This is a genomic window from Chitinophaga alhagiae (assembly GCF_003568665.1).
Taxonomy (GTDB): domain Bacteria; phylum Bacteroidota; class Bacteroidia; order Chitinophagales; family Chitinophagaceae; genus Chitinophaga; species Chitinophaga alhagiae.
Genome location: NZ_QXMH01000001.1, coordinates 1628334 through 1647776, shown reverse-complemented (window position 1 = coordinate 1647776; position 19443 = coordinate 1628334). Strand labels below are relative to the sequence as shown.

17 protein-coding genes are annotated in these 19443 nt (G+C 50.2%); 4 read left to right on the top strand and 13 right to left on the bottom strand.

The genetic code is table 11. From position 1 onward, the window contains the following. Positions 1 to 4: 4 nt before the first annotated feature. The 10 genes from D3A97_RS06545 to D3A97_RS06500 form a co-directional block, all read right to left on the bottom strand. Positions 5 to 367 (bottom strand): plasmid mobilization protein, encoded by a 363-nt coding sequence (locus tag D3A97_RS06545; RefSeq protein ID WP_119077584.1) that lies wholly within the window; start codon positions 365 to 367, stop codon positions 5 to 7. A gap of 195 nt (positions 368 to 562) precedes the next feature. After that, positions 563 to 871, bottom strand: a complete 309-nt coding sequence (locus D3A97_RS06540) for a hypothetical protein (protein WP_119077583.1) — start codon at positions 869 to 871, stop codon at positions 563 to 565. Positions 872 to 935: 64 nt separating this feature from the next. Further along, positions 936 to 1928, bottom strand: coding sequence for a DUF8464 domain-containing protein (locus tag D3A97_RS06535; RefSeq protein WP_119077582.1), 993 nt, complete (start codon positions 1926 to 1928; stop codon positions 936 to 938). Continuing rightward, positions 1921 to 2226: a helix-turn-helix domain-containing protein gene (locus D3A97_RS06530; RefSeq protein WP_119077581.1), complete on the bottom strand. Its 306-nt coding sequence runs from the start codon at positions 2224 to 2226 to the stop codon at positions 1921 to 1923. Before D3A97_RS06530 ends, D3A97_RS06535 begins: the two co-directional genes overlap by 8 nt. A 145-nt stretch (positions 2227 to 2371) precedes the next feature. Then, a complete protein-coding gene (locus D3A97_RS06525) occupies positions 2372 to 3235 on the bottom strand; it encodes a hypothetical protein (RefSeq protein ID WP_157986381.1) in 864 nt (287 codons plus the stop codon). Positions 3236 to 3550: 315 nt separating this feature from the next. Then, positions 3551 to 4537 (bottom strand): type II toxin-antitoxin system HipA family toxin, encoded by a 987-nt coding sequence (locus tag D3A97_RS06520; RefSeq protein WP_119077579.1) that lies wholly within the window; start codon positions 4535 to 4537, stop codon positions 3551 to 3553. A 2-nt stretch (positions 4538 to 4539) separates the two neighbouring features. Next, complete coding sequence (locus tag D3A97_RS06515) at positions 4540 to 4863, bottom strand: HipA N-terminal domain-containing protein (protein ID WP_119077578.1); 324 nt, start codon at positions 4861 to 4863, stop codon at positions 4540 to 4542. Next, entirely contained in the window at positions 4860 to 5051 is a 192-nt protein-coding gene (locus D3A97_RS06510) for a helix-turn-helix domain-containing protein (protein ID WP_198673886.1), read from the bottom strand. The genes D3A97_RS06515 and D3A97_RS06510 overlap by 4 nt, the downstream gene beginning before the upstream one ends. 286 nt (positions 5052 to 5337) lie before the next feature. Continuing rightward, positions 5338 to 6678, bottom strand: coding sequence for a tyrosine-type recombinase/integrase (locus tag D3A97_RS06505; protein ID WP_119077576.1), 1341 nt, complete (start codon positions 6676 to 6678; stop codon positions 5338 to 5340). Positions 6679 to 7004: 326 nt separating this feature from the next. Then, positions 7005 to 8738 (bottom strand): tetratricopeptide repeat protein, encoded by a 1734-nt coding sequence (locus tag D3A97_RS06500; RefSeq protein ID WP_198673885.1) that lies wholly within the window; start codon positions 8736 to 8738, stop codon positions 7005 to 7007. Positions 8739 to 8994: 256 nt separating this feature from the next. Here D3A97_RS06500 and D3A97_RS06495 point away from each other — a divergent pair, with 256 nt between their 5' ends. From D3A97_RS06495 to D3A97_RS06480, 4 genes are all read left to right on the top strand, one after another. Continuing rightward, on the top strand, positions 8995 to 11985 hold the full coding sequence (locus D3A97_RS06495; RefSeq protein WP_119077574.1) for an ATP-binding protein: 2991 nt from the start codon (positions 8995 to 8997) through the stop codon (positions 11983 to 11985). A 155-nt stretch (positions 11986 to 12140) separates the two neighbouring features. Beyond that, positions 12141 to 12524: a hypothetical protein gene (locus D3A97_RS06490; RefSeq protein WP_157986379.1), complete on the top strand. Its 384-nt coding sequence runs from the start codon at positions 12141 to 12143 to the stop codon at positions 12522 to 12524. A 22-nt stretch (positions 12525 to 12546) separates the two neighbouring features. Further along, positions 12547 to 12921, top strand: coding sequence for a hypothetical protein (locus tag D3A97_RS06485; RefSeq protein ID WP_157986378.1), 375 nt, complete (start codon positions 12547 to 12549; stop codon positions 12919 to 12921). Between the two features lie 24 nt (positions 12922 to 12945). Next, positions 12946 to 13899, top strand: a complete 954-nt coding sequence (locus tag D3A97_RS06480) for a cytochrome-c peroxidase (protein WP_119077571.1) — start codon at positions 12946 to 12948, stop codon at positions 13897 to 13899. Between the two features lie 17 nt (positions 13900 to 13916). Here D3A97_RS06480 and D3A97_RS06475 read toward each other — a convergent pair whose 3' ends face one another. From D3A97_RS06475 to D3A97_RS06465, 3 genes are all read right to left on the bottom strand, one after another. Beyond that, positions 13917 to 17060 carry an error-prone DNA polymerase gene (locus D3A97_RS06475; RefSeq protein WP_119077570.1) on the bottom strand — a complete coding sequence of 1048 codons (3144 nt, stop codon included), beginning with the start codon at positions 17058 to 17060 and terminating at the stop codon, positions 13917 to 13919. Positions 17061 to 17075: 15 nt separating this feature from the next. Beyond that, positions 17076 to 18578 (bottom strand): Y-family DNA polymerase, encoded by a 1503-nt coding sequence (locus tag D3A97_RS06470; protein ID WP_119077569.1) that lies wholly within the window; start codon positions 18576 to 18578, stop codon positions 17076 to 17078. Between the two features lie 67 nt (positions 18579 to 18645). Beyond that, entirely contained in the window at positions 18646 to 19380 is a 735-nt protein-coding gene (locus D3A97_RS06465) for an ImuA family protein (RefSeq protein ID WP_119077568.1), read from the bottom strand. Positions 19381 to 19443: the final 63 nt, after the last annotated feature.

The window sequence follows — 19443 nt, the reverse complement described above, 5'->3', positions numbered from 1 at the left end:
AACCTTACTTATCACTTCTCAATAGTTTTAATAGCTGATCCACTTTGTCCCTTAGCCCTTCAACATGGGCGGCAGTTTTTAAGATGCCGGCTTGTTTGAATTCCTTTACCAACTGATTCAAGTTGTTGGCCATTCCTACAAGCTTTCGGATGAAATCCCGCTCTTCCGTGGTAAGCTGGGCTTTGATTACAGTTACTTCCGCAGCCTGGCGGAGATAAGCGGAGAAGTTTAATCCGGCCTTCTGGGCTTTATGCCGGAGGATAAAATACTGCTCCTTGTCGAAGCGCACCCGGACAATTGTTGCTTTCTTCTTCGCCGCCACTGGACGGCCTCCTGCTTTTTTCTTCGTTGCTATCGTTGTCATCATACTTTGATTTAACTGAGAAACTGTGCATTTCTTCTCCCCATGTGACCAACGGGAGCAAGGGGCAAGCGGTTTTTGTCCTACAAAAACACCGCTTGCCTTAAACCGGACGCTTAAAATCGATCCTGCAAGCCACCGCCGTTTTGAGCAATTGCAAAGCGGGAAAAAGCCGCGGTACTCCCAATGATTCTGGCATCATTATTTGCTGGATTCCTGGTTGAAAACCTTCGGGCTATCCACGCCATATTTCCGGAGGTTGGCTTTCAAATTCATCCAAAGCTGGATGTTGAAGTCGGCCAGTTCCATCAGATCTTCCCGGTCGAGCTTGTGGGGGTTGGTTACTTGACCGGCCTCCTTTCCTCCAGACTGACCTTCGGTGAATGAATAAATATTAGGGGCGTACCCTTCCCCGATCTCCAGGCTTTTGGAAATGGCAAGGCTGCTGCCGTAAAGTTTCAGGAGCTTTCCGCTGGAGAGGGAGAGCGTTTTGCGTTTCAAATCTGCCATCTGCGTCGTTTTTACTGTTAAAAAATAGATTGAATTGGTATAATAGATTATGGACTTGAAGAACTTACATGCGCTTACCCTTCTTACTCTGAGAAATATCCGGTGGAAGGTGTTGGACATCCCGCAATACCTTACCTACCTGTGGGAGGATAGATTGATCTTGCTTCAACCTTGGGAAATTTTGGATCAGCCACTCGTTCAGGTCATTATTACCGACGTAGAAGTGGCTTCCGTCGCGGAACTGCGGCCCGAACTTCAACGCCTGGCTGGTGCATTGGAGTCCTGCGGCATCCCGGTCCAGGTACAGGGTGACCCCGGCATGTTGATCCATGATGGATCTGTTCTTCCGAAAGTAAGCGAGGGAATTCAGGACCAGGAAATTGCAGGTAGGTAGGGAGCGGTATTGCCCGAGGGTAAGAAAGGACAGGAAATTGAAAAAGCCTTCGAATACCGCCAGCTCATGACAGCCCTGATCCAGGAAGGTAGATGCCTTCGGGGCACTGCTCCCTTTGAAATGCGCATTACGTAGCTCAAAGCCACCCAGGTCATTTTTAAACCCGATGGCAAAAAAGCGCCGACCGGACAACTCGAATCGTACCTCCTGGCAATAAGCGGCCGCTATCGACAAGGGAATTTTGCGCTCGGCCAAATAGCGGGAAAGCTGGGGCGACTCCAGCGGGCCGGCGGACAAAACAACAATCCCTTTCTTTTCACCAGCCTGGCTGGTCGAGGATTGAACGGCTGATGGAGCGGAAACCTGCATGGGAAGTTCGGGGCGATGAAAAGAAAGATATGGCGTCAGCCTGTCCAGAAACTCCCGAACATTACAGTGGAAATAAGCTTTCCCGAAATCAATAATTGTTCCTCCCTGGCCGATTCCATGATCGTACCATACGCCTTTCGCCCTGTCTACCTTAAAGGATGGGGTATGCACTTCCCGCAATGGCGATCTGTACCAGTATTCCTGACCGCGGATCTTTTCCGGGTAAAATCCCAGGAATGCGAGGTAATCCACCTGGTCCAGCAACTTGGCTTCCTGAATGGTTACCCTATTCATGCCCGGACAGTTTATCCTGGAATTTGCGTTTCTGCTTGAGGTATTCCAGTACTTCGGAGCGCAGGAAGTATACCCGGCCTCCCTGCTTATGAAAGGGCAAACCCTGTTTCATCCACTCATGGAGGGTTACCAGCGACACCCGGAAGATGCCCGCGATTTCCTTGCGGGTGAGCAAGGGCTCCTTCTGCGGGTCGGAAGTCGCGCCCTCTTTTACCGGGAGATTCTCCAGGCACTCCTTTAGTGCCTCCCTGATCCACCGCCGGAAATCGTTCTCGTTGGGAATAAATAAAGTGTCCATAAACTTTCTGTGTTATGGACGCAAGATGGGTTAAGCAGGAAGGGAAGTCAATGCCGGATTGGTCATGGATTTTTATCTATTGAAATTCAATAGGTTTGCGCCAGTTCGAAAAGGTCAGTATGGGTAAATTAAGACTGGCTATACCTTATGCATAGAAGAATTCCTCCAAAGCCAGGATCAACTTTTGGACTTTGGGGTCGTTATTCTTGAGCTTTGCGATACTTGCTTTTGCATTTTTCTCGATCGTGTTGGATTTCTTATCTGCAAAATCTCGGAAATGGTGCCGTAGTATAGCCGCCAGGTTAATGTTACTGAAGCCGCTGAAGAGCGCCTCCGTCCTATTTTTAGGGTTATGAAGGTTCTGTAGTATATAAAGAAGTTGCACCAGCTTATCCTGGTGGTTTTGATTATTCAGGCCAATACTACCGGTCGGAAGTAGACTTGAGGCGCTCTCCAATCGGGCAATTGCATCGTCAAATCTGTGGTCCAGCTTATCTGCAAGTTTATCCAGTCGCTGTTGCGCCTCATCAGCTTTGCCGGCCGCCTTACTATCGATTACCAGTTGGAGATCCCGCGAAATATCCTCTTTGGTCAGTTCCGCTTTTGTCCGGAATAATTGCTTTTTCTCCGCCACCCAATCGGCGGCTGATTCCAGTTTTATTTTGCGCTCTTTACTGGGGCTTTTCTTTAACCGTTCTGTCAATTGCCTGTCGAGGTATAAAATAAAGGCGTTTTTCTCGGGAAAGGCGTCAAAGTGGAAGTCGAGGTATTTAAAGATATCTTCTCCGGCGTATTCGAATAGCTTATTGAAGACCTCATTGTTGTATCGAACGGCGAAGGGTTCTTTGGGGAAGTAAAGGTGGTGGTCGCGCTGGTAGGTGCCTATCTTATATTGGAAATAAGCGATAAACCCTCCCGGTTCCCCGGTATAGGCAGACCTCGATCCGAAGTCGGCCAAAATATTACGGAATAGCATGTTCGAGGAAAGCCAATTTCTGAAATTTCCCATGACCCTATAATTTGTTCTACTGAAATTTAAGAAATAACAGTCAAAGGAAATCACAGTTTGGGCCAACTTACTTATGTGCTACGCTTAGACAGTCCAGTAGCAATATATTCGGCATGGGTGCAAAGTAGTTTCTTTAGCCACTTCAGGCGATACCGTCAGAACTGGTTTGTTTTTCTTCCTATATCCGTACTCATAGTACGAATAAACCACCTAACTTAAACTTATCTAATAAATATCCTTGTGAAAAACCGAGCGTTGGGACTGATTCCTTTCTATAGAGAATTCTAGTGCTGAGTTGCAATCGTCGATTAATCTTCACGTCTTTTCCAGTTGCCGCAATCGGCCTTGATACGATTGCAAGTAATTACGCTTGGTGGTTTCATCCAGATAGGACGCCAACGTTAATTCCTGCACCTTATCTGTTTGGGAAAGCATAAGTTGCCTGATTGCATCGAAAGAGGCCTGGGAAATGCCTGCCTGATCGGCCAATACTGCAAACTGCTGCATAATTTTCCCCTGCGCCAAATTTTTGGGGAGTAAGCCATCATCTAAGGCGAAATCCTTGTCTTTAATGTGGATCCGGCTGTTAAGCAAGTCATACGCCGGACTCAGCCGGTAATCCCCCATCGGCGTTTCGAGGAGAGAAAAATTCTTGAAATGTGCATCACCATTTGAGAAGAGATAGTTGAACATGAGCAATTTCAATAATTTGGGCGCTTCTACGGGATAAGCCGGGACGTATTTTTGCATGAGCTGAAATAACTCCAAATAGTTACCCAGATATTTATAATGTTCTCCATGTGTTTGAGGCGTGCGCCCGGCTAGGGATGCAAAATCTTCCTGCGCGAGTTTTCTATCATTTTCATCGACATCAAAACGTTTGGTGATGTACGCGGGTGCTCCATTACGGAAAAAAATCAGCGCATTCTCCGCCGTTTCGATATGATATACTTGTCGCGCAATCTGCATCGTAAGGTGTTCATTTGCGGGCATCTGGTCCGGTCGCCGGCCGGCTGCCGGAATTGGTTTCAGGATGTAGCTACCCCGTTCGCCCTCGTTAATCAATCGAAGTTTGTTCTTCCCGAGCAGAACGGAAAATTTTTCTTGTACCCCCGAGATAGAAATGCGTTTTCTGTTCTCATCAAAGAGTTCGTCCATTGCCGCATTAGAGGCGGGTGAATCATAGGGAAGAAGATGACTTACCTTGCGGCCCTTGAAGACCCGGACAAGTGCCGTTCGACTATAGGTCCGATAGCCAGGGGCCAGCGTACCGGGACAATGTTGGATATCTGGTAAACTCATGTTTAATCGATTTTGGACAAGGTAACCGCGCCGATGGTATCTGTTTGGGCAATCGTCAGCAATAACCCGAAATAGTCGGTCTTGTCCAAGTGGTTAAGTTGGCAAACGACCTGTTTGTTTGATCCTTCCGGCAGCATGTTGTAAAAGAACGGGAATAGGTAATTAGAATGGTATGGGGAGGCGGTCTTCGGTAATGTAAGGCTGATGGCTGGCTTGCTACTGTCTTCTACCCACGATGCGTTATACTGGAACGTGAACGTACCATCATCATGTTGTGTTAAGACGCCGGCTTCTTGCCCTTTGAAAAGAATGTTGGCTGCTCTCATACGTTATTCCCCTTGTTTTTAATGACGACCGTTACTTCAAGCCCCAGCGCGTCACCGAGCTTTTGGAGTGTTTGCAAGGTAGGATTGCCCTTGCCGCTTTCAAATTGTTTCAAGGTTCTCAATGCTACGCCGGAAAGTTGAGCGAGCGTCTCCTGCGTCACATTTAGAGATTCTCTTCTGGCTTTCACGATGTTGAATATTTCCCTAGAGTGCATTATAATACCTTTTTCATAGTAAATTTAAGCATTCTGGAGTAAAAATTCATTGTAAAGTGCAGCAAAAAGCACTTTTCGACTAAAATATGTGTGAAGTGTGCCCAAACACAATAAAAAGGGCACTATAATGCCCTTTTGAGACTTTTTTTACTCGTTAACTGTAGCTATTAGCCATTTGTTCACTTTTTGAGACTGTTCACTAAAAATGAACGGCCCGCAAAAGTGAACAACCAGGCCGTTCAGTCGCCCTTGAAATAGTTCATCTTTCCATACCCTCCTTAAAAGCCACCAAACGCTGCGAGTATTCTTTCTTCACCGACTTTTCGAAACTATCCAGGTAACTTTCCGTTGTCTTCATGCTGGTATGCCCCAAAGATTCCTGGATAAACTCCGTGCTGACGCCCGACCGCTTTAAGATCGTTGAAAAGGTATGCCTGGCCACGTAGGTCGTCACTTTTTTCTCGATACCCAGCTTCTTCCGGATCTTCGCCATCCAGTCATTAATCGCCTGGACAAACAATTCGCATAACTCCACCTGGCGCAAAGGTGTAACATTATGCTCCATCCAGGGGAAAATGTAATTCTCCGGGCTCTTGTCTTTATTCCCCCAGTAGTCAATAATCCGTTGCATGTCATCCGAAATAAATACCGTGATGGGGCGGGGATCAAGCCTTGTAGAGTTTACTGTCTTGGCCCGCTCGAAAACGAGATAATCACCGTCTATATTCTTGTATTTAAGATGCATGATATCAGTAGGATTGATTCCATTCGCCAGGTAAGAAAACAACCAAAAGTCTTTCGCCTTCCGTTCCCGTTCATTTTCGGGCTGGTAATAGTATATCTTACTCACATCCTCCAGCGTCAACGCTTTCTTGATATTCCGGGAGGATGGTGGTTGATAAAGCCTCCGGCCAAAAGGATAACAGTTCTCCCGCTTAATGATTCCCTGGAAAATGGCCTCATTAAAGGCGGCACGCAAGCAACGGGTGTAAATACCGACGGTAGTCTTAGAATATCCATGCTCCAGCATCCAGGCCTCAAAACGCTTCAGATAGCTGACATTAATATCAACGAACCGTACATTACCGCTGAAACGGGCAAGTATATTGTACGTAGTCTGGTAATGGACAGCCGTCCGGATGCGGTGCTCGTTCAAAAGTTTGCTGATATAAAATAGGAACACCGCCAAGATCGTGTCGGGCTCTGGCTTGGGCAACCGGAAAATAGGGAAGCGGTTATCATACATCACCTGGTTGAAAGGGTGGTTATCGAGTTCAGCTACTTCTTTGATCGCCTTCCGCTGGTGAAAAGAAGGATTGTTTAGAATGAACGCTTTCTCGAAACCTTCGAACGTGAATGGCTGCAATCCTGCCGCCGCTTCCTCGGCATTTCGCTGCAATTGCTTGAGGGTTTCTTGCATCTTTTTCAGGCACTCTGATTTTTGCCTAGCCGACAAAGCCTTGAATTCTTCCTCGCTCAAGTCGTAAACCGTCTGGTAGCGGCGAGGTTTGCGATTAAAAATTGCCAGCAGCTTCACCGGAAACTTTCCCGTTTTTTTAGCCCGGCGGGTGTCCAGGCTGATCGAAATACTCAATGACATCTTGACTAAATTTTCAGGTTCACAATGGCTCTCCGACCTCCAAAATTTGCCAACAATTTGCCAGCAAAGTCCCGTTAAAGGGCCTTCGGACGGCTTTTGTCAAATTAGTCAAAAAATATTAAACGATTGATAATTAAACAGTTAAGTTAATTCAAGTTCACCCTGGTTAGCCCCGATTAGGCCTCCTCAAGGGCTGTTAATCAGAGGGTCGTTGGTTCAAGTCCAACAGGGGGAGCAAAAGCCGCGAGATCTTCGTGGCTTTTTTATTGAACCAGCCCTGCAGACAAACTGAAACCACCCTGCGCAGTACTTCCGGATTCAGTCTCCTATTCCACAATATTCGAAGAGGACAAAATCTTGAAATCCGCATACTTCCACGCTTCATCAAAAGCAGATTTAGCTTTTTGCGCTTCACCATGTTTTTCCTGCAATGCCAGCGCGTTATGCAGCCCTATCAAAGCCCAGCCGTTTTTCCGCCAGGTCTGTAAATCCCTGTTATAGACCTTCTCCGCTTCTCCATACTTTTCCGCTTTGAGCAGAATAGCGCCCAAATGATGCCGGACGGAGAAAAACCAGTCTGGTGGTTCATTATAATTGAGGCGGTCTTCAATGGCCACCGCTTCTTCCAGTAAGGAAACGGATGCAGCCACCTTGTTTTGTTTAAATGCAATGCCGCCTCCAAGCACCTTCGTGGCAATTTGCACCAGGTCTGCCGTGGTGTTGATCCCCCAAACGGTGAGGTCTTGAAGTGAGGTGTCTGCCGCCAGTATGCGCAGGCTGTCCATTTCTTTTTGTGCGTTGGTGATATCGTGTTTCCCGAGGTATGCCATGCCTTTGGCGTAATGCAGGATGGCATTGGGGTACACAAGGTCTTTTGCGGGAGGGGGGATGGCAATGATCGTATCCCACATGGAGAGTTTTACAGCAATGTAATATGGAATGGTATAATAATGTTGCAATGTTCCCCACCCGGGTGTGCGCATGATGTCTGTGGCAGTATGCGCCTGCAATTTTTTTGCCGCGTTCCAGGCTAATGTTGAGTTGCCTTCCAGCGTGGCGGTTGCAGCGAGAAAATGGTAATTATGCGGATAATACGATAAGGGATAAGCGCCTTGTGCATGGCAGGCAGTGGTATAAATGCTGTCTACCTCTACTGCGCGAATATTTGAAACGGAGCCCAGATGGTAATCTCCCGTATTGATGTAAATATGTGAGGGCATATGCAGCAGGTGGCCTGAGCCGGGTACCAATGTTTCCAGCAGTTTTGCGCTGGCCAGGGCTTTTTCGGGCGTGGCGGAGGCTTCCAGCGCGTGAACGTAAAAATGGTGTGCACCCGGGTGCATCGGGTTTGTTTTGATCAAGTGCTCCAGGATGGCCATCAGCTCCGGCGTCCAGGCCCGCGGCGCCTTTGTTTCTTTATCGTACAAATCCCAGGGGTGCAGGTCCATCAGGGCTTCCGCATATAAGGCCCCGATATCCGGGTCTGTAGGGTACTGTGCATACACTTTTTTCATGGCTGCGGCATAGGCAATGTCTAACGGGCTACGGTCGGCCGGAGGCTCCGCCGCATACCGGGCGGCTAATGCTTTGATCAGCGCCGCTTCTTTGGGTGTACAGTTCCCGATCAATGCATTAGCCTTTACAGCCGCTTCATACGCGCGTTGAAAATTATCTTCTTCCATGCCGCCGTTGTAGTTAGGCCCCAACACGTACGCAAATCCCCAGTAAGCCATGGCGCAAGTGGAATCCAGCCGGGTGGCTTCGTAAAAAGACCTTGCTGCTTCTGCGTGGTTGAATCCGTAAGCTAACATCAATCCCTGGTTGAAGTACTCCTGTGCTTCCTTGCTGGATGTTGATATCCTGCAATCAATACCTTCCAGCCCTTCAAACCTGGGCGCTTTTTTTCCGGTTGCGTACCATTCTTTATCATTTGTTGGGGGTTTATAACAGCCAATTGTCTGGGAATCTTTGCCGGTTGACTGTTTTTCCTTGTTGCCGCTGTGGCTGCCGCAGGCAAAAAGCATGGCGATGGGGAAAACGGCTAGGTAGCGTTGGCGCATAAAACAACGATTTTAGATTTTACCAATGGGGTTAGCCCAAGCATTCACCAACGAGCGATGGAATGGGGTTCTACTTCAATGACCATGATGTTGGAGCTAACATTTTAAATTAAGGAAAAAGCATCATATAAGCAAATTAATTAAAGCCGGTGTGCAATTCCGGCCGCACCGGGCCACACGGGCACGGGTATAGGTAAAAAAGCATGGACGCAAAGGTAACTTTCGTAACTTTAGTTACGACCAATCCCCCGCTTTGATGTTTAATCCCGGTTTTAAAGGCAATGGTTACGCCATACAACCAACGTTACGCTGTTGGACCATTACGGTCATTGGCTGTTTTCTATTTGTATGCGCATCTGCTCAAAACAACCCGGTCATCCTTTCAGACAGCAACGTTACCAGACCGCTATGGCTGGATGGCCGCCAGTGGAAGTTCCACCCCGGTGATAGCATGGCCTGGGCCAGCCCGGCCTACCCGGATGGTCATTGGGATGTTATTGCCGGTACCAACTTTGGCACGGGGAAGTTTAAAAGGGCAGATCCGCCCAAAGGCTGGACGGGCTTTGGATGGTTCAGGATCTGGATCAGGCAGTCAGACCCGGCGGTTACCGGTACATGGGGGTTGTACATCAACCACGATGCAGCGTCTGAGACCTACTTTGACGGGAAGAAGGTTATGACGCTGGGCCGGCTGGGGCATTCAAAGGAAACGATGCGGTCCGCCCGGAACCCCTATCTCACCATACCGCTTGCAATTACGGATACCCTGCCGCATTTGCTCGCTATCCGCTACAGCCACTATGGCAATTTCTTTCCGGATTTTACGGGTTTCAACGCGTATATACAGGATCTGCACCAGATGAACGCTGCGCAAAAATCGTCGCAACGTTTTATGGACCAGCTTTTGATGAGCGTGGCGGCGGCATGCATCCTTACGCTCCTGCACCTGCTGTTGTTCATTTTCTACCCTAAAAACAGGATAAACCTGTACTATGTGCTGTTTGTTGCCGCCGTGGCCGTTGGGTTGTATGCCAGGTATCAGACGGTGGTGGCTACAGACCCGGGGTTGCAGGTGTTCTTCATCAAACTTTTTATTGGGTTCGTTCTTTTGCACCTGAATTTCGGGGCATTGCTCCTGTACGCCGCGGCATATGAAAAGATCCCCCGCTGGAGGGTGGCGGCCATTGCCGCTCTCACCCTGGCGCTGGCTATCTGGGTTTGGGTGGACTGGTACGACCTGTATTATGACCGCTTCAAAACAGCCTTGTCAAACTGGTACCAGATCATTTTTGTACTGGTTGTTTACACGGATGCCATGATTTCCATCGTAAAGGCGATCAGAAAAGGGAACCAAAAACTATGGCTGATCGCTGCGGGGTTGATATTGATCTATTTGATGGGGATCTTTGTGGGGTCAAATCAGTTTGGCTGGTTTACTTTCAAAGAGGTAATGATAGCTTTTGCCTGGGGAAACCTGTTAATGCCGGTATTGTTCTCCATTTACATTGCCCTGGAGGTAGCCGCCACCAACCGCAGACTGGCCACGCAATTAAAAGAGAACGAACGCCTATCCACCGAAAACCTGTTAAAAGAGCAGGAAAAGAACCGGCTCATTTCCGAACAGGCTGAACAGCTGGAAAAAACCGTGCAGGAGCGTACAGCCCAGGTAAGGCAACAGGCAGAGCAGCTGAAGGAAATGGACATGGTCAAATCTCGCTTCTTTGTAAACCTTACCCACGAGTTCAGAACGCCGCTTACCCTCATCACCAACCCCGCAAAGGAATTGTTGCGCCAGGCAGATACAGATGCCGGCCGGCAATATGCGGGATTCATTTTGCAAAACAGCGAACGGTTACTGCAATTAATTAACCAGCTGCTGGACCTTAGCCGGCTGGAAAGCGGGCAGATGGAGATCAGAAATGAGGCCCTGGACGTAGTGCGGTGGTTGCGCCTCCATGTGCAGCAATTCAGTTCCCTGGCAGAACAGTGGCGGGTGCGGCTTTCGTTTCATACAGATACCCCGGTGCTGTGGATCAGTGCAGACGCGGATAAACTGGAGAAAATACTGCAGAACCTGATCTCGAATGCCTTTAAGTTTGTTACGGACGAAGGGATCATTACTGTTTCTTTTGCAAAAAAGTCCGGCCACCAGTTTGAAATAAACGTGCAGGATAATGGGATCGGCATTGCGCCGGAGAAGCTGCCCTATGTATTTGACCGTTTTTACCAGGCAGACGCTACAGACACAAGGTCCAGGGAAGGCGCCGGCATTGGCCTGGCCCTGTGCAAGGAACTGTCAGAGTTGTTGGGAGGCTCCGTTGCTGTAACCAGCGCCTTGCATGCAGGAACAACATTTACTTTAAGGTTGCCCTATCAAGAAGCGGCAGAGAAGGCAACAAATGATGCAATAGCGAAAACCCCGCACAATGAGGGTACGCCCGGGTATGTGCAGGAAGAAGAGACAGTGCCGCAAACGGAGCCTGACGCCACCACTATACTGGTAGTGGAAGACAATGAGCAGCTAAGGCAGTTTATTGCGCTGTCATTGTCAGCATATTATACCGTGCTTGCTGCAAAAGACGGGGAAGATGCCATCAAAATGGCATCTGAGACCATTCCCACACTGGTGATCACCGACCTGATGATGCCGCAGAAAAACGGCTACGAGCTTTGTGCCGCTTTAAAGACGGATGAGCGCACCAGCCATATCCCTGTGATCATGCTAACTGCCAAAACAGACCGGGACAGCCGGATCAAAGGGATCGAAACCGGCGCAGATGCCTATCTTGCCAAGCCTTTTGATAGAGAAGAGCTGCTGGCATTGATAGAGAACCTGATCCGGACACGGCAGCAATTACGCAAAAAGTACAGCAAGGGCAATAACTGGATCACGGTTACGGAAGAACTGCCTTCCATGGAAAGGAAATTCCTTGAAAGGGTACATGCGGCTATAGAAAGCGAACTGGACAATGACCAGTTGAGCACCGATTTCCTGGGGCGGAAAATTGGCTTGAGCCGCACGCAATTGCATAGAAAATTGAAAGACCTGACAGACCAAAGCCCCGGTGAACTGATCCGTACCATCCGTATGCAGCGCGCGCATGACCTGCTGCAGCAACATGCTGCCACTGTAGCCGAAGTATGTTACAAGGTAGGCTATACCAATCCCGCCAACTTCTCCACGGCCTTTTCAAAACATTTTGGCTACCCACCCAGCGCGGTGCCCGAACGCGGGGCGGTTTCCTGACAAACGCGCTTATGCAACAAAAACAAATGTAGCTGCAACAATTCCAAATGATTGTAAACCAACAATTTGGGATACAACATATTCAAGGGTATTTGCAACACGGGCAAATGCCTTTTTTTATGGGAGAACATAGCTTTGAGAATTAAAGAGCAGTTATGAAACAATTGAGTACACTATTGACCGCAACCATCATTTTCAGCGCTTGTAACAACGCGCCGGAAAAGCAACCCGAACATAACATCGTGGGCGAATGGGACGCCCATTTATCTTACAAAGAAAAGCCATATGTGGTGATCGGCCGCTTTAAAGATAATGGCACGTACGATGCTTTTATTGACGGCAAACTGATAGTGAGCGGCAAGTACCGTACGGTGGGTGATTCCATTTACTTCAGGGACGGTAATTGCGATATGGACTACGAAGGTTTATACAAGCTGACCTATTACAAAGATTCCGTCAGCTTTAATGCACTGCAGGATACCTGCCAGGAAAGGGTGCATGGCTCCAGCGGCATGGCCATGAAAAGGGTGAAACAATAACATCATACATCAGACATTTTTTATGAAACTCATTTTATGCTTGCTTGCTGGAGTGATATTTTCTTCCTGCCGGCAAAACCACATGGAACACAGTATTTACGGCAAATGGCGCGTAAAGTTCAACAGCGGCCCTATGGCAGAGGCACGTTTTCATAGTAACGGAACGCATGACTTTTATATAGATGGAAAGTTATTCAGCAGCGGAAAGTCAACGTTCAGAAGTGATACGTTAAAAGCCTATGACCCTATTTGCGGCGGCAACGGCGAGTATTATGGTACTTATAAAGTTGATTTTCTGGGTGGCGATTCCATTCGTTTCAAAGTGATCGATGACAGTTGCCGGCCCCGGCGCTTCGATATGGACGGCACGGTGCTGCATCGGATAAGGAAAGGCTGATCATTGCAGGTTAAATGACGTATCATGAGAATTTATTTCATCGTCATATTACTGATAGCCAGTACAGTAATGTTACCCAATTACTTCTGCGGTAATGCTGATGAATTGCCGGGGGATGATATTACCCTGGGCAGGCGATTATTTTTTGATACCATTTTATCGTCCAATAAAAAGATCAGTTGTGCCAGTTGCCACAAACCGGAATTTGCATTTGCAGACTCCAGCGCAGTAAGCCCGGGCGTATTTGGAAGAAAGGGTGCGCGAAATACGCCATCAGCCATGAACCTCAATTCCGCGGCTTTCTTTTTCTGGGATGGCAGGGCGCCAACACTGGAACTACAGGCGCTGTTCCCCATCACCAATCCTTTGGAGATGAACCTGCCGGTAGACAGCGCAGTACAGCGCTTGCAGCGAAACGAATTTTACAAGGAGGCATTTCAAAGAATATTTGGAGAAAGACCTTCAGCCCAAAGCCTGGGCAAGGCGCTGGCGGCATTTCAGCGTTCTATGGAAACAAACGATTCTCCGTTTGACGAATGGAAAACAAATGAAAATGAATCTGCCGTAAGCGAATCAGTTAAAAGGGGATTTGAGTTGTTCAATGGCAGCGCCAAATGTGTTAAATGCCACTTCGGAACGGATTTCAGCAACACCGAATTCAGGAATATCGGGTTGTTTAACGGAAAACAACTGCATGACAGCGGCCGGGCAGCCATTACTAAAAACCCGGCAGACGTGGGCATGTTCAAGATCGGGCCTTTGCGGAACATTGCATTGACGGCCCCATACATGCACAATGGCATGTTTAGGACCTTGCGGGAGGTAATTGATTATTATGATGACCCGGACAAAATAGTGCATGACCCGGTAAACAGGGACACGTTGTTGTCAGCTCCCCTGCGCCTGTCTGAGCAGGACAAGCAAGACCTTGAGAACTTTCTCCGTTCTCTTACCAGCGCATCGCTTGTAAAGAAATAAATGTGACCGGTCATTCTTTAACGGAAGTTCCTCCCTTCCGGGAAAATCCTGGTTTGGCCGCTGTCTGCCGGTTTTTCATCTGCCGCTGTAAGATGCAATAGCAGCTTGTTCAAATTGTAGCACCGCTGTACAACCACGTGTACCACCTCCCCTTCCCGCTGGAGCTTTCCTTCCACCATCAATAGTTTTGACTGAAGGATCTCCCTGCGGTATTGCGCAAACAGGTTTTTGAAAACCACGAGGTTGCTGCAGCCGGTTTCATCTTCTATGGTAATAAAACAGATGCCGGAGGCGGTACCGGGCCGCTGCCGCACCAGTACCAGCCCGGCCACTTTTACCGGCGCGCCGTCTGCCAGAGCGCTCAGTTCATCTGTGGAAAGGATATGCAGCAGGCGGAGTTTTTCCCGGATAAAACTCACGGGGTGGGCTTTTAAAGACAGGGATGTGGCGGCGTAATCCTGCACCACATGTTCCGATTCCCGCATTTCGGGAAGCTGCGCCGGCGTTTCCGGGGTGGCCTGGCCGGTGTATATGCCGGTGGGCCTGTCATGCAGGGCGGATACTTCCCAGAGGGCGCGGCGGCGGTCAAGGCCTACAGACCTGAATGCATCGGCATCGGCAAGTTTTTCCAGGGCAATATGCAGCACGCCGGCATTGCGCAGGGCGGGTATGCTGGTGTAGCCGGCGCCCCTTGCGGAAAGAAGTGTTTGCATATCCTCTTCCTTCAACCCTTTTACCTGCCTCAAACCGAGGCGGAGGGCGCGGTATTGTCCGGCGGCTTCTTCCAGTGTATTATCCCAGGAAGAATGGTTGATATCTACAGGCCGCACCTCCACGCCATGTTTTTTAGCATCTATCACAATCTGGGCGGGTTGGTAAAAGCCCATAGGCATGCTATTCAGCAGGGCACAGGCAAAAACCTCCGGATAGTGATACTTGATGTAGGAGGAAACGTAGACCAGCAACGCGAAACTGGCGGCGTGGCTTTCAGGGAAGCCATAGCTGCCAAAGCCTTCCAGCTGGCGGAATACGCGCTTGGCAAATTCACGTTCGTAGCCGTTTTTCACCATACCTTCTACCAGCTTTGTTTCGAATTTGGTTACCTGCCCGGGCGCTTTGAAAGTGGCCATGCTGCGGCGCAGTTCATCTGCTTCGGTTGGCGTAAAATCAGCGGCGTCTATGGCAATTTTCATGGCTTGCTCCTGGAACAGGGGTACGCCCAATGTTTTCTTAAGAATATTTTCCAGCTTTTCTGAAGGATATTCTACGTCCTCCTCCCCATTGCGGCGGCGGAGGTAAGGATGCACCATATCCCCCTGGATAGGCCCTGGCCGAACAATGGCCACTTCTATCACCAGGTCGTAAAAATTTTTCGGCCTCAGCCTGGGTAGCATGGACTGCTGTGCCCGGCTTTCTATCTGGAATACGCCAATGGTGTCTGCATGGCTGATCATTTCATACACTTTCTTATCATCTTCCGGAATGTTGGCCAGCGTATAAGATTTGCCATGATGTGTTTCCAAAAGGTCGAAGGCCTTGCGGATGCAGGTAAGCATGCCCAATGCCAGCACATCTATTTTAAGCAAACCGAGGGCATCAATGTCATCTTTATTCCATTCAATACAAGTTCTGTCTTCCATCCGTGCATTCAGAATGGGGCACAGGTCAGACAGTTTGCCCTGTGTGATCACAAAACCGCCGGTATGTTGCCCCAGCTGGCGGGGAAAACCCATGAACTGTTCCGTGAGTTGCAATACCTTGCGCAGGTGCGGGTCTCCGGGGTTGAGCCCTTGTTCCGTGAGGCGGTCTTCTTCAAACCACTCCGGAGTGAACTCCCAGATGGATGCGGAAAGGCGGTTGATGGTATCTACAGACAGGCCCATGGCCTTTCCTACATCACGGATGGCGCCTTTCTGCCGCTGCTGGGTAACGGTAGCCACAATGGCGGCCCGGTCACGGCCATATTTGTTATAGATGTATTGTATCACTTCTTCACGCCGCTCGTGCTCAAAATCCACATCAATGTCCGGCGGTTCGTTACGGGCGGAAGAAAGGAAGCGTTCAAACAGCAGGTCAATTTTTTCCGGGCTAACGGAGGTAATGCCGAGGCAATAACATACAATGGAATTGGCCGCTGAACCCCGCCCCTGGCAGAGGATATTTTGACTTCGCGCATACCTTACAATGTCATGCACGGTTAAAAAATAGGCGGCGTAATCCGTCTCCCTGATAAATTTCAGCTCGTGATGAATGATGCCGGTGATTTTAGGAGAAATGGCATCGCCAAACCGTTCACGCGCTCCCTGCCAGGTGAGAAATACCAGTTCTTCCTGCGGGCTGCGCCCATCATGGGTGATCTCTTCCGGATAAACATATTTCAAACTGTCTAGCGAAAACCGGCAGGCGTCGGCAATTTCGCAGGCATGGCGTATGGCGTCAGGATATTGGCGGAAAAGACGGTGCATTTCATCTGCGGGTTTCAGGTACCGCTCACTATTTTGATGCAGCCGGAAGCCCGCGGTATAAATGGTGCATTTTTCCCGTACGCAGGTAACCACGTCCTGCAGCTCGCGGCGGAGGGGATGGTGGTAGTGTACATCATTGGTGGCTGCCAGCGGAATGTTGAATTGGCCGGACAGTTGTGAGAGGCGGTATAGTTTTTTCAGATCGTCTCCCTGGTAGGAGCGGGTAGCAGACAGGTAGAGTTGCCGGCCGAGGGCTTCCCGGTATTCCTGCAAGGCTTCCACAAATGACGGGGTGAAATTAAATGTTTCATCCAGTGCCGGTGGCGGCAGGGCAATGAACCGCATGCCCTGCGCATGCTGGTATACATCTGCTTTATACAGGTGGCAGTCTCCTTTTTCTGCCCGCAGGTTGCCTGTGGTGAGCAGGTTAGACAGCCGGCTGTAAGCGTCTTTGTCAGTAGGATAGGCGAGCAGGCTGGGCCCGTCTTGCAGGTCCAGCCTGCAGCCGGGAATGAAGCGTATCCCGTTCTTTTTAGCAGCCACATGGCCACGCACAATGCCGGCCAGTGTATTGCGGTCTGTGATGGCAATTTCAGTATATCCATAACCGGCGGCCTGTTCTACCAGCTCTTCCGGGTGCGAGGCGCCCCGTAGAAAACTGAAATTGGAGGTTACCTGTAATTCTGTGTAGCGCATACTTTCCCTGTTCTTTTACGCAAAAAAGCCATGGATAAACCAGTTGCGTGGTTTGTTCACGTCATAGTGGCCAGATCTGAAAAGCCAGTACCTGCGGCCTTCTTCATCTTCCACGCAGTAATAGTCCCGGTGCTCACCGCCTTCCAGCCACCATTCCCGTTCAATCCGCTCAGGCCCATCGGCTTTTTTGATGGTATGCAGTTTCCCTTTGTAACGGAACAGCATGGGCGGGTAATCCGGTATGGGGGCTGTAACGGTGATGGGCTCCGGCCGCGGCAGCATTCGGATAGGGCGGGGCCTGTTGGCAGGCCAGGCGGCCGTGTTTTTTTCCTGCAGATCTGCAGCCGGCTTCATGGAGCGTTCCGGCCAGTAGTGTTCGGCAGGTAAATAACGATGTACAATGCCCGGCCCCATTTTACCCGTCAGGCGGTCCAGCAGTTCTGCTATGTTCACATCTTCCAGCGCGCCGCTCCTGTTCCAGAAAGCATCCTGGCGGGAGGGCGCTGCTTCTGTACGGGTGGCGTGCAGCACAAAAAGCTCAATGCCCAGCGCCGGTTCCATGGAGGGCACCTTCAGTTCGAACAATTTGAACAAGTGGCCTGCATTGTGAGACGGGCGGTTGGTGCCTATCTCCACCTGTTCAATTTTCCCGTCTACACGGTGTCCTTCCAGCACGGCCGTTCGCAGGCCTTTTTCTTCTTTCCGGAGACGGGCGCAGAGGGTTTCCAACAATTTTTGGAGGGCAATTTCAATACCTGTGCCGGTTACAATTGGTTCCAGGCATGGCAGCCTTTCCTGGTACGGCTCAACGGGCTGCAATGGCAGGAATGCCTCTCTCTCCAGGCCCAACGCCTGATCCAGCCGCTGCAGCAGGCCTGCACCGAAGCGCCGCCGTAAGGCGGAGCGTTGCAGGCCAATGAAACCGCGTACCTGGTGCAGCCCCAGTTTGTGCAGGCGCTCTATGGCTGCGGGCTCCAGGCGCAGGGCGGCGGGAGGAAGGGGCAGCAGGGCAGCGAACTGTTCTCCGGGAGCAATAATGGGGGAGAACTTGCCAAAGCGGGCTATGGCCCAGGCTGCGCCCATCGTATCTGCCATGGCGGCGCGTACTTCGTAGCCGGTATTTTTCAGGCGGGTAACAATATCTGTCAGGTAGGGTTCTTCACCACCCCATAGGTGCGCGCAACCGCTCACGTTCAGGATGAGCCCGTCAGGAGGGTCTATGGCGGTCAGGGGGGTGAAGCGGATGCACCATTCTCCCAATGCGGTCAATAACCTGACGGGCAGGCCCGGCTGATCATCCAGCACCTGCAGGTGCGGAACAAGCGCTCGGGCATCGGCCACCGTCATGCCCGCATCTATTCCCTGCTGCCGGGCTGCTGCATTGGCGGCCGTGACCATCAGCCGGCCGTGATCAGGCGCGCTCAGCACAAAGGCCGCATTGCGCAGCACCGGCTGCCGCCGTATGCACCAGTCTGTTGTAAGATGCCTAAACCATATGGAGATAAAACGCTGCCTCATACTATTCACTTTCACGCATGGGTCCACCTGTTGAGACGCAACTAATTTTTGTTCATGCCACCTCTTTCTACACAATTTTACGCACCGGCTGCTGCGGCGCCACCATAGTGTGTTCTCCCACCTGCCGGAACTTCCCTGCAAACCATTCCATAGCCCAGGTGCCTGGCCTGCCATTGCGCACCTTCAGCAGTTCTACCTGCCAGCGTGGAAAACCCATGCCCGGCATGCGCGCTTCCAGTTGGCTGGCCAGCGGGGTAATGCGCCACCGCGAAGTGCAGGCCGTAGCATGCAGGCGGCGGGGCTGATGGCGGAGCACAAAACCGGTAGCCCGGCTTTGTTCTACAGCAAGCTGCAACCGCCGTGAAGCAGTAAAGTCCAGTTCTCTTACTTCACCCACTACGGCGGCCAGCCCCTCACATTTCAACGCTTCTTCCATAGCCCACAATACATCTTTCTCCCGTTGCAGGGTTATAAAAAAGACCCTGTCCGGCTCAATGCCAAATGCTTTTAGCGCCGGGGGAAAAATAGTACCGGAGGTGCTGATCCATAAACAAACACTGCCGTTTTGCATCAGGGCGCCCAGCAACCCGCTGATGAAGCCGGCGCTGGCCGCAGCGTGTTCCGCCGCTTCACTCACGAACTCATGAATAGCCCCCGTAGGGAACGTTGCACCCGGGAAGGCGTTTTTTACCGGCCCCAGCCCTACATCCACCACACCACTGTTACAGGCCGGCCTGAGCCCTTGTAAAAGAAGGATGTCCTTTTGCAATTGCGCAATGATATCGGCTTTCTGTGCAGACATCAACAGCTAATATTTTTAGCAATAATACTAAATTATTTAGTAAGACAAAAAAATTATTCCCTT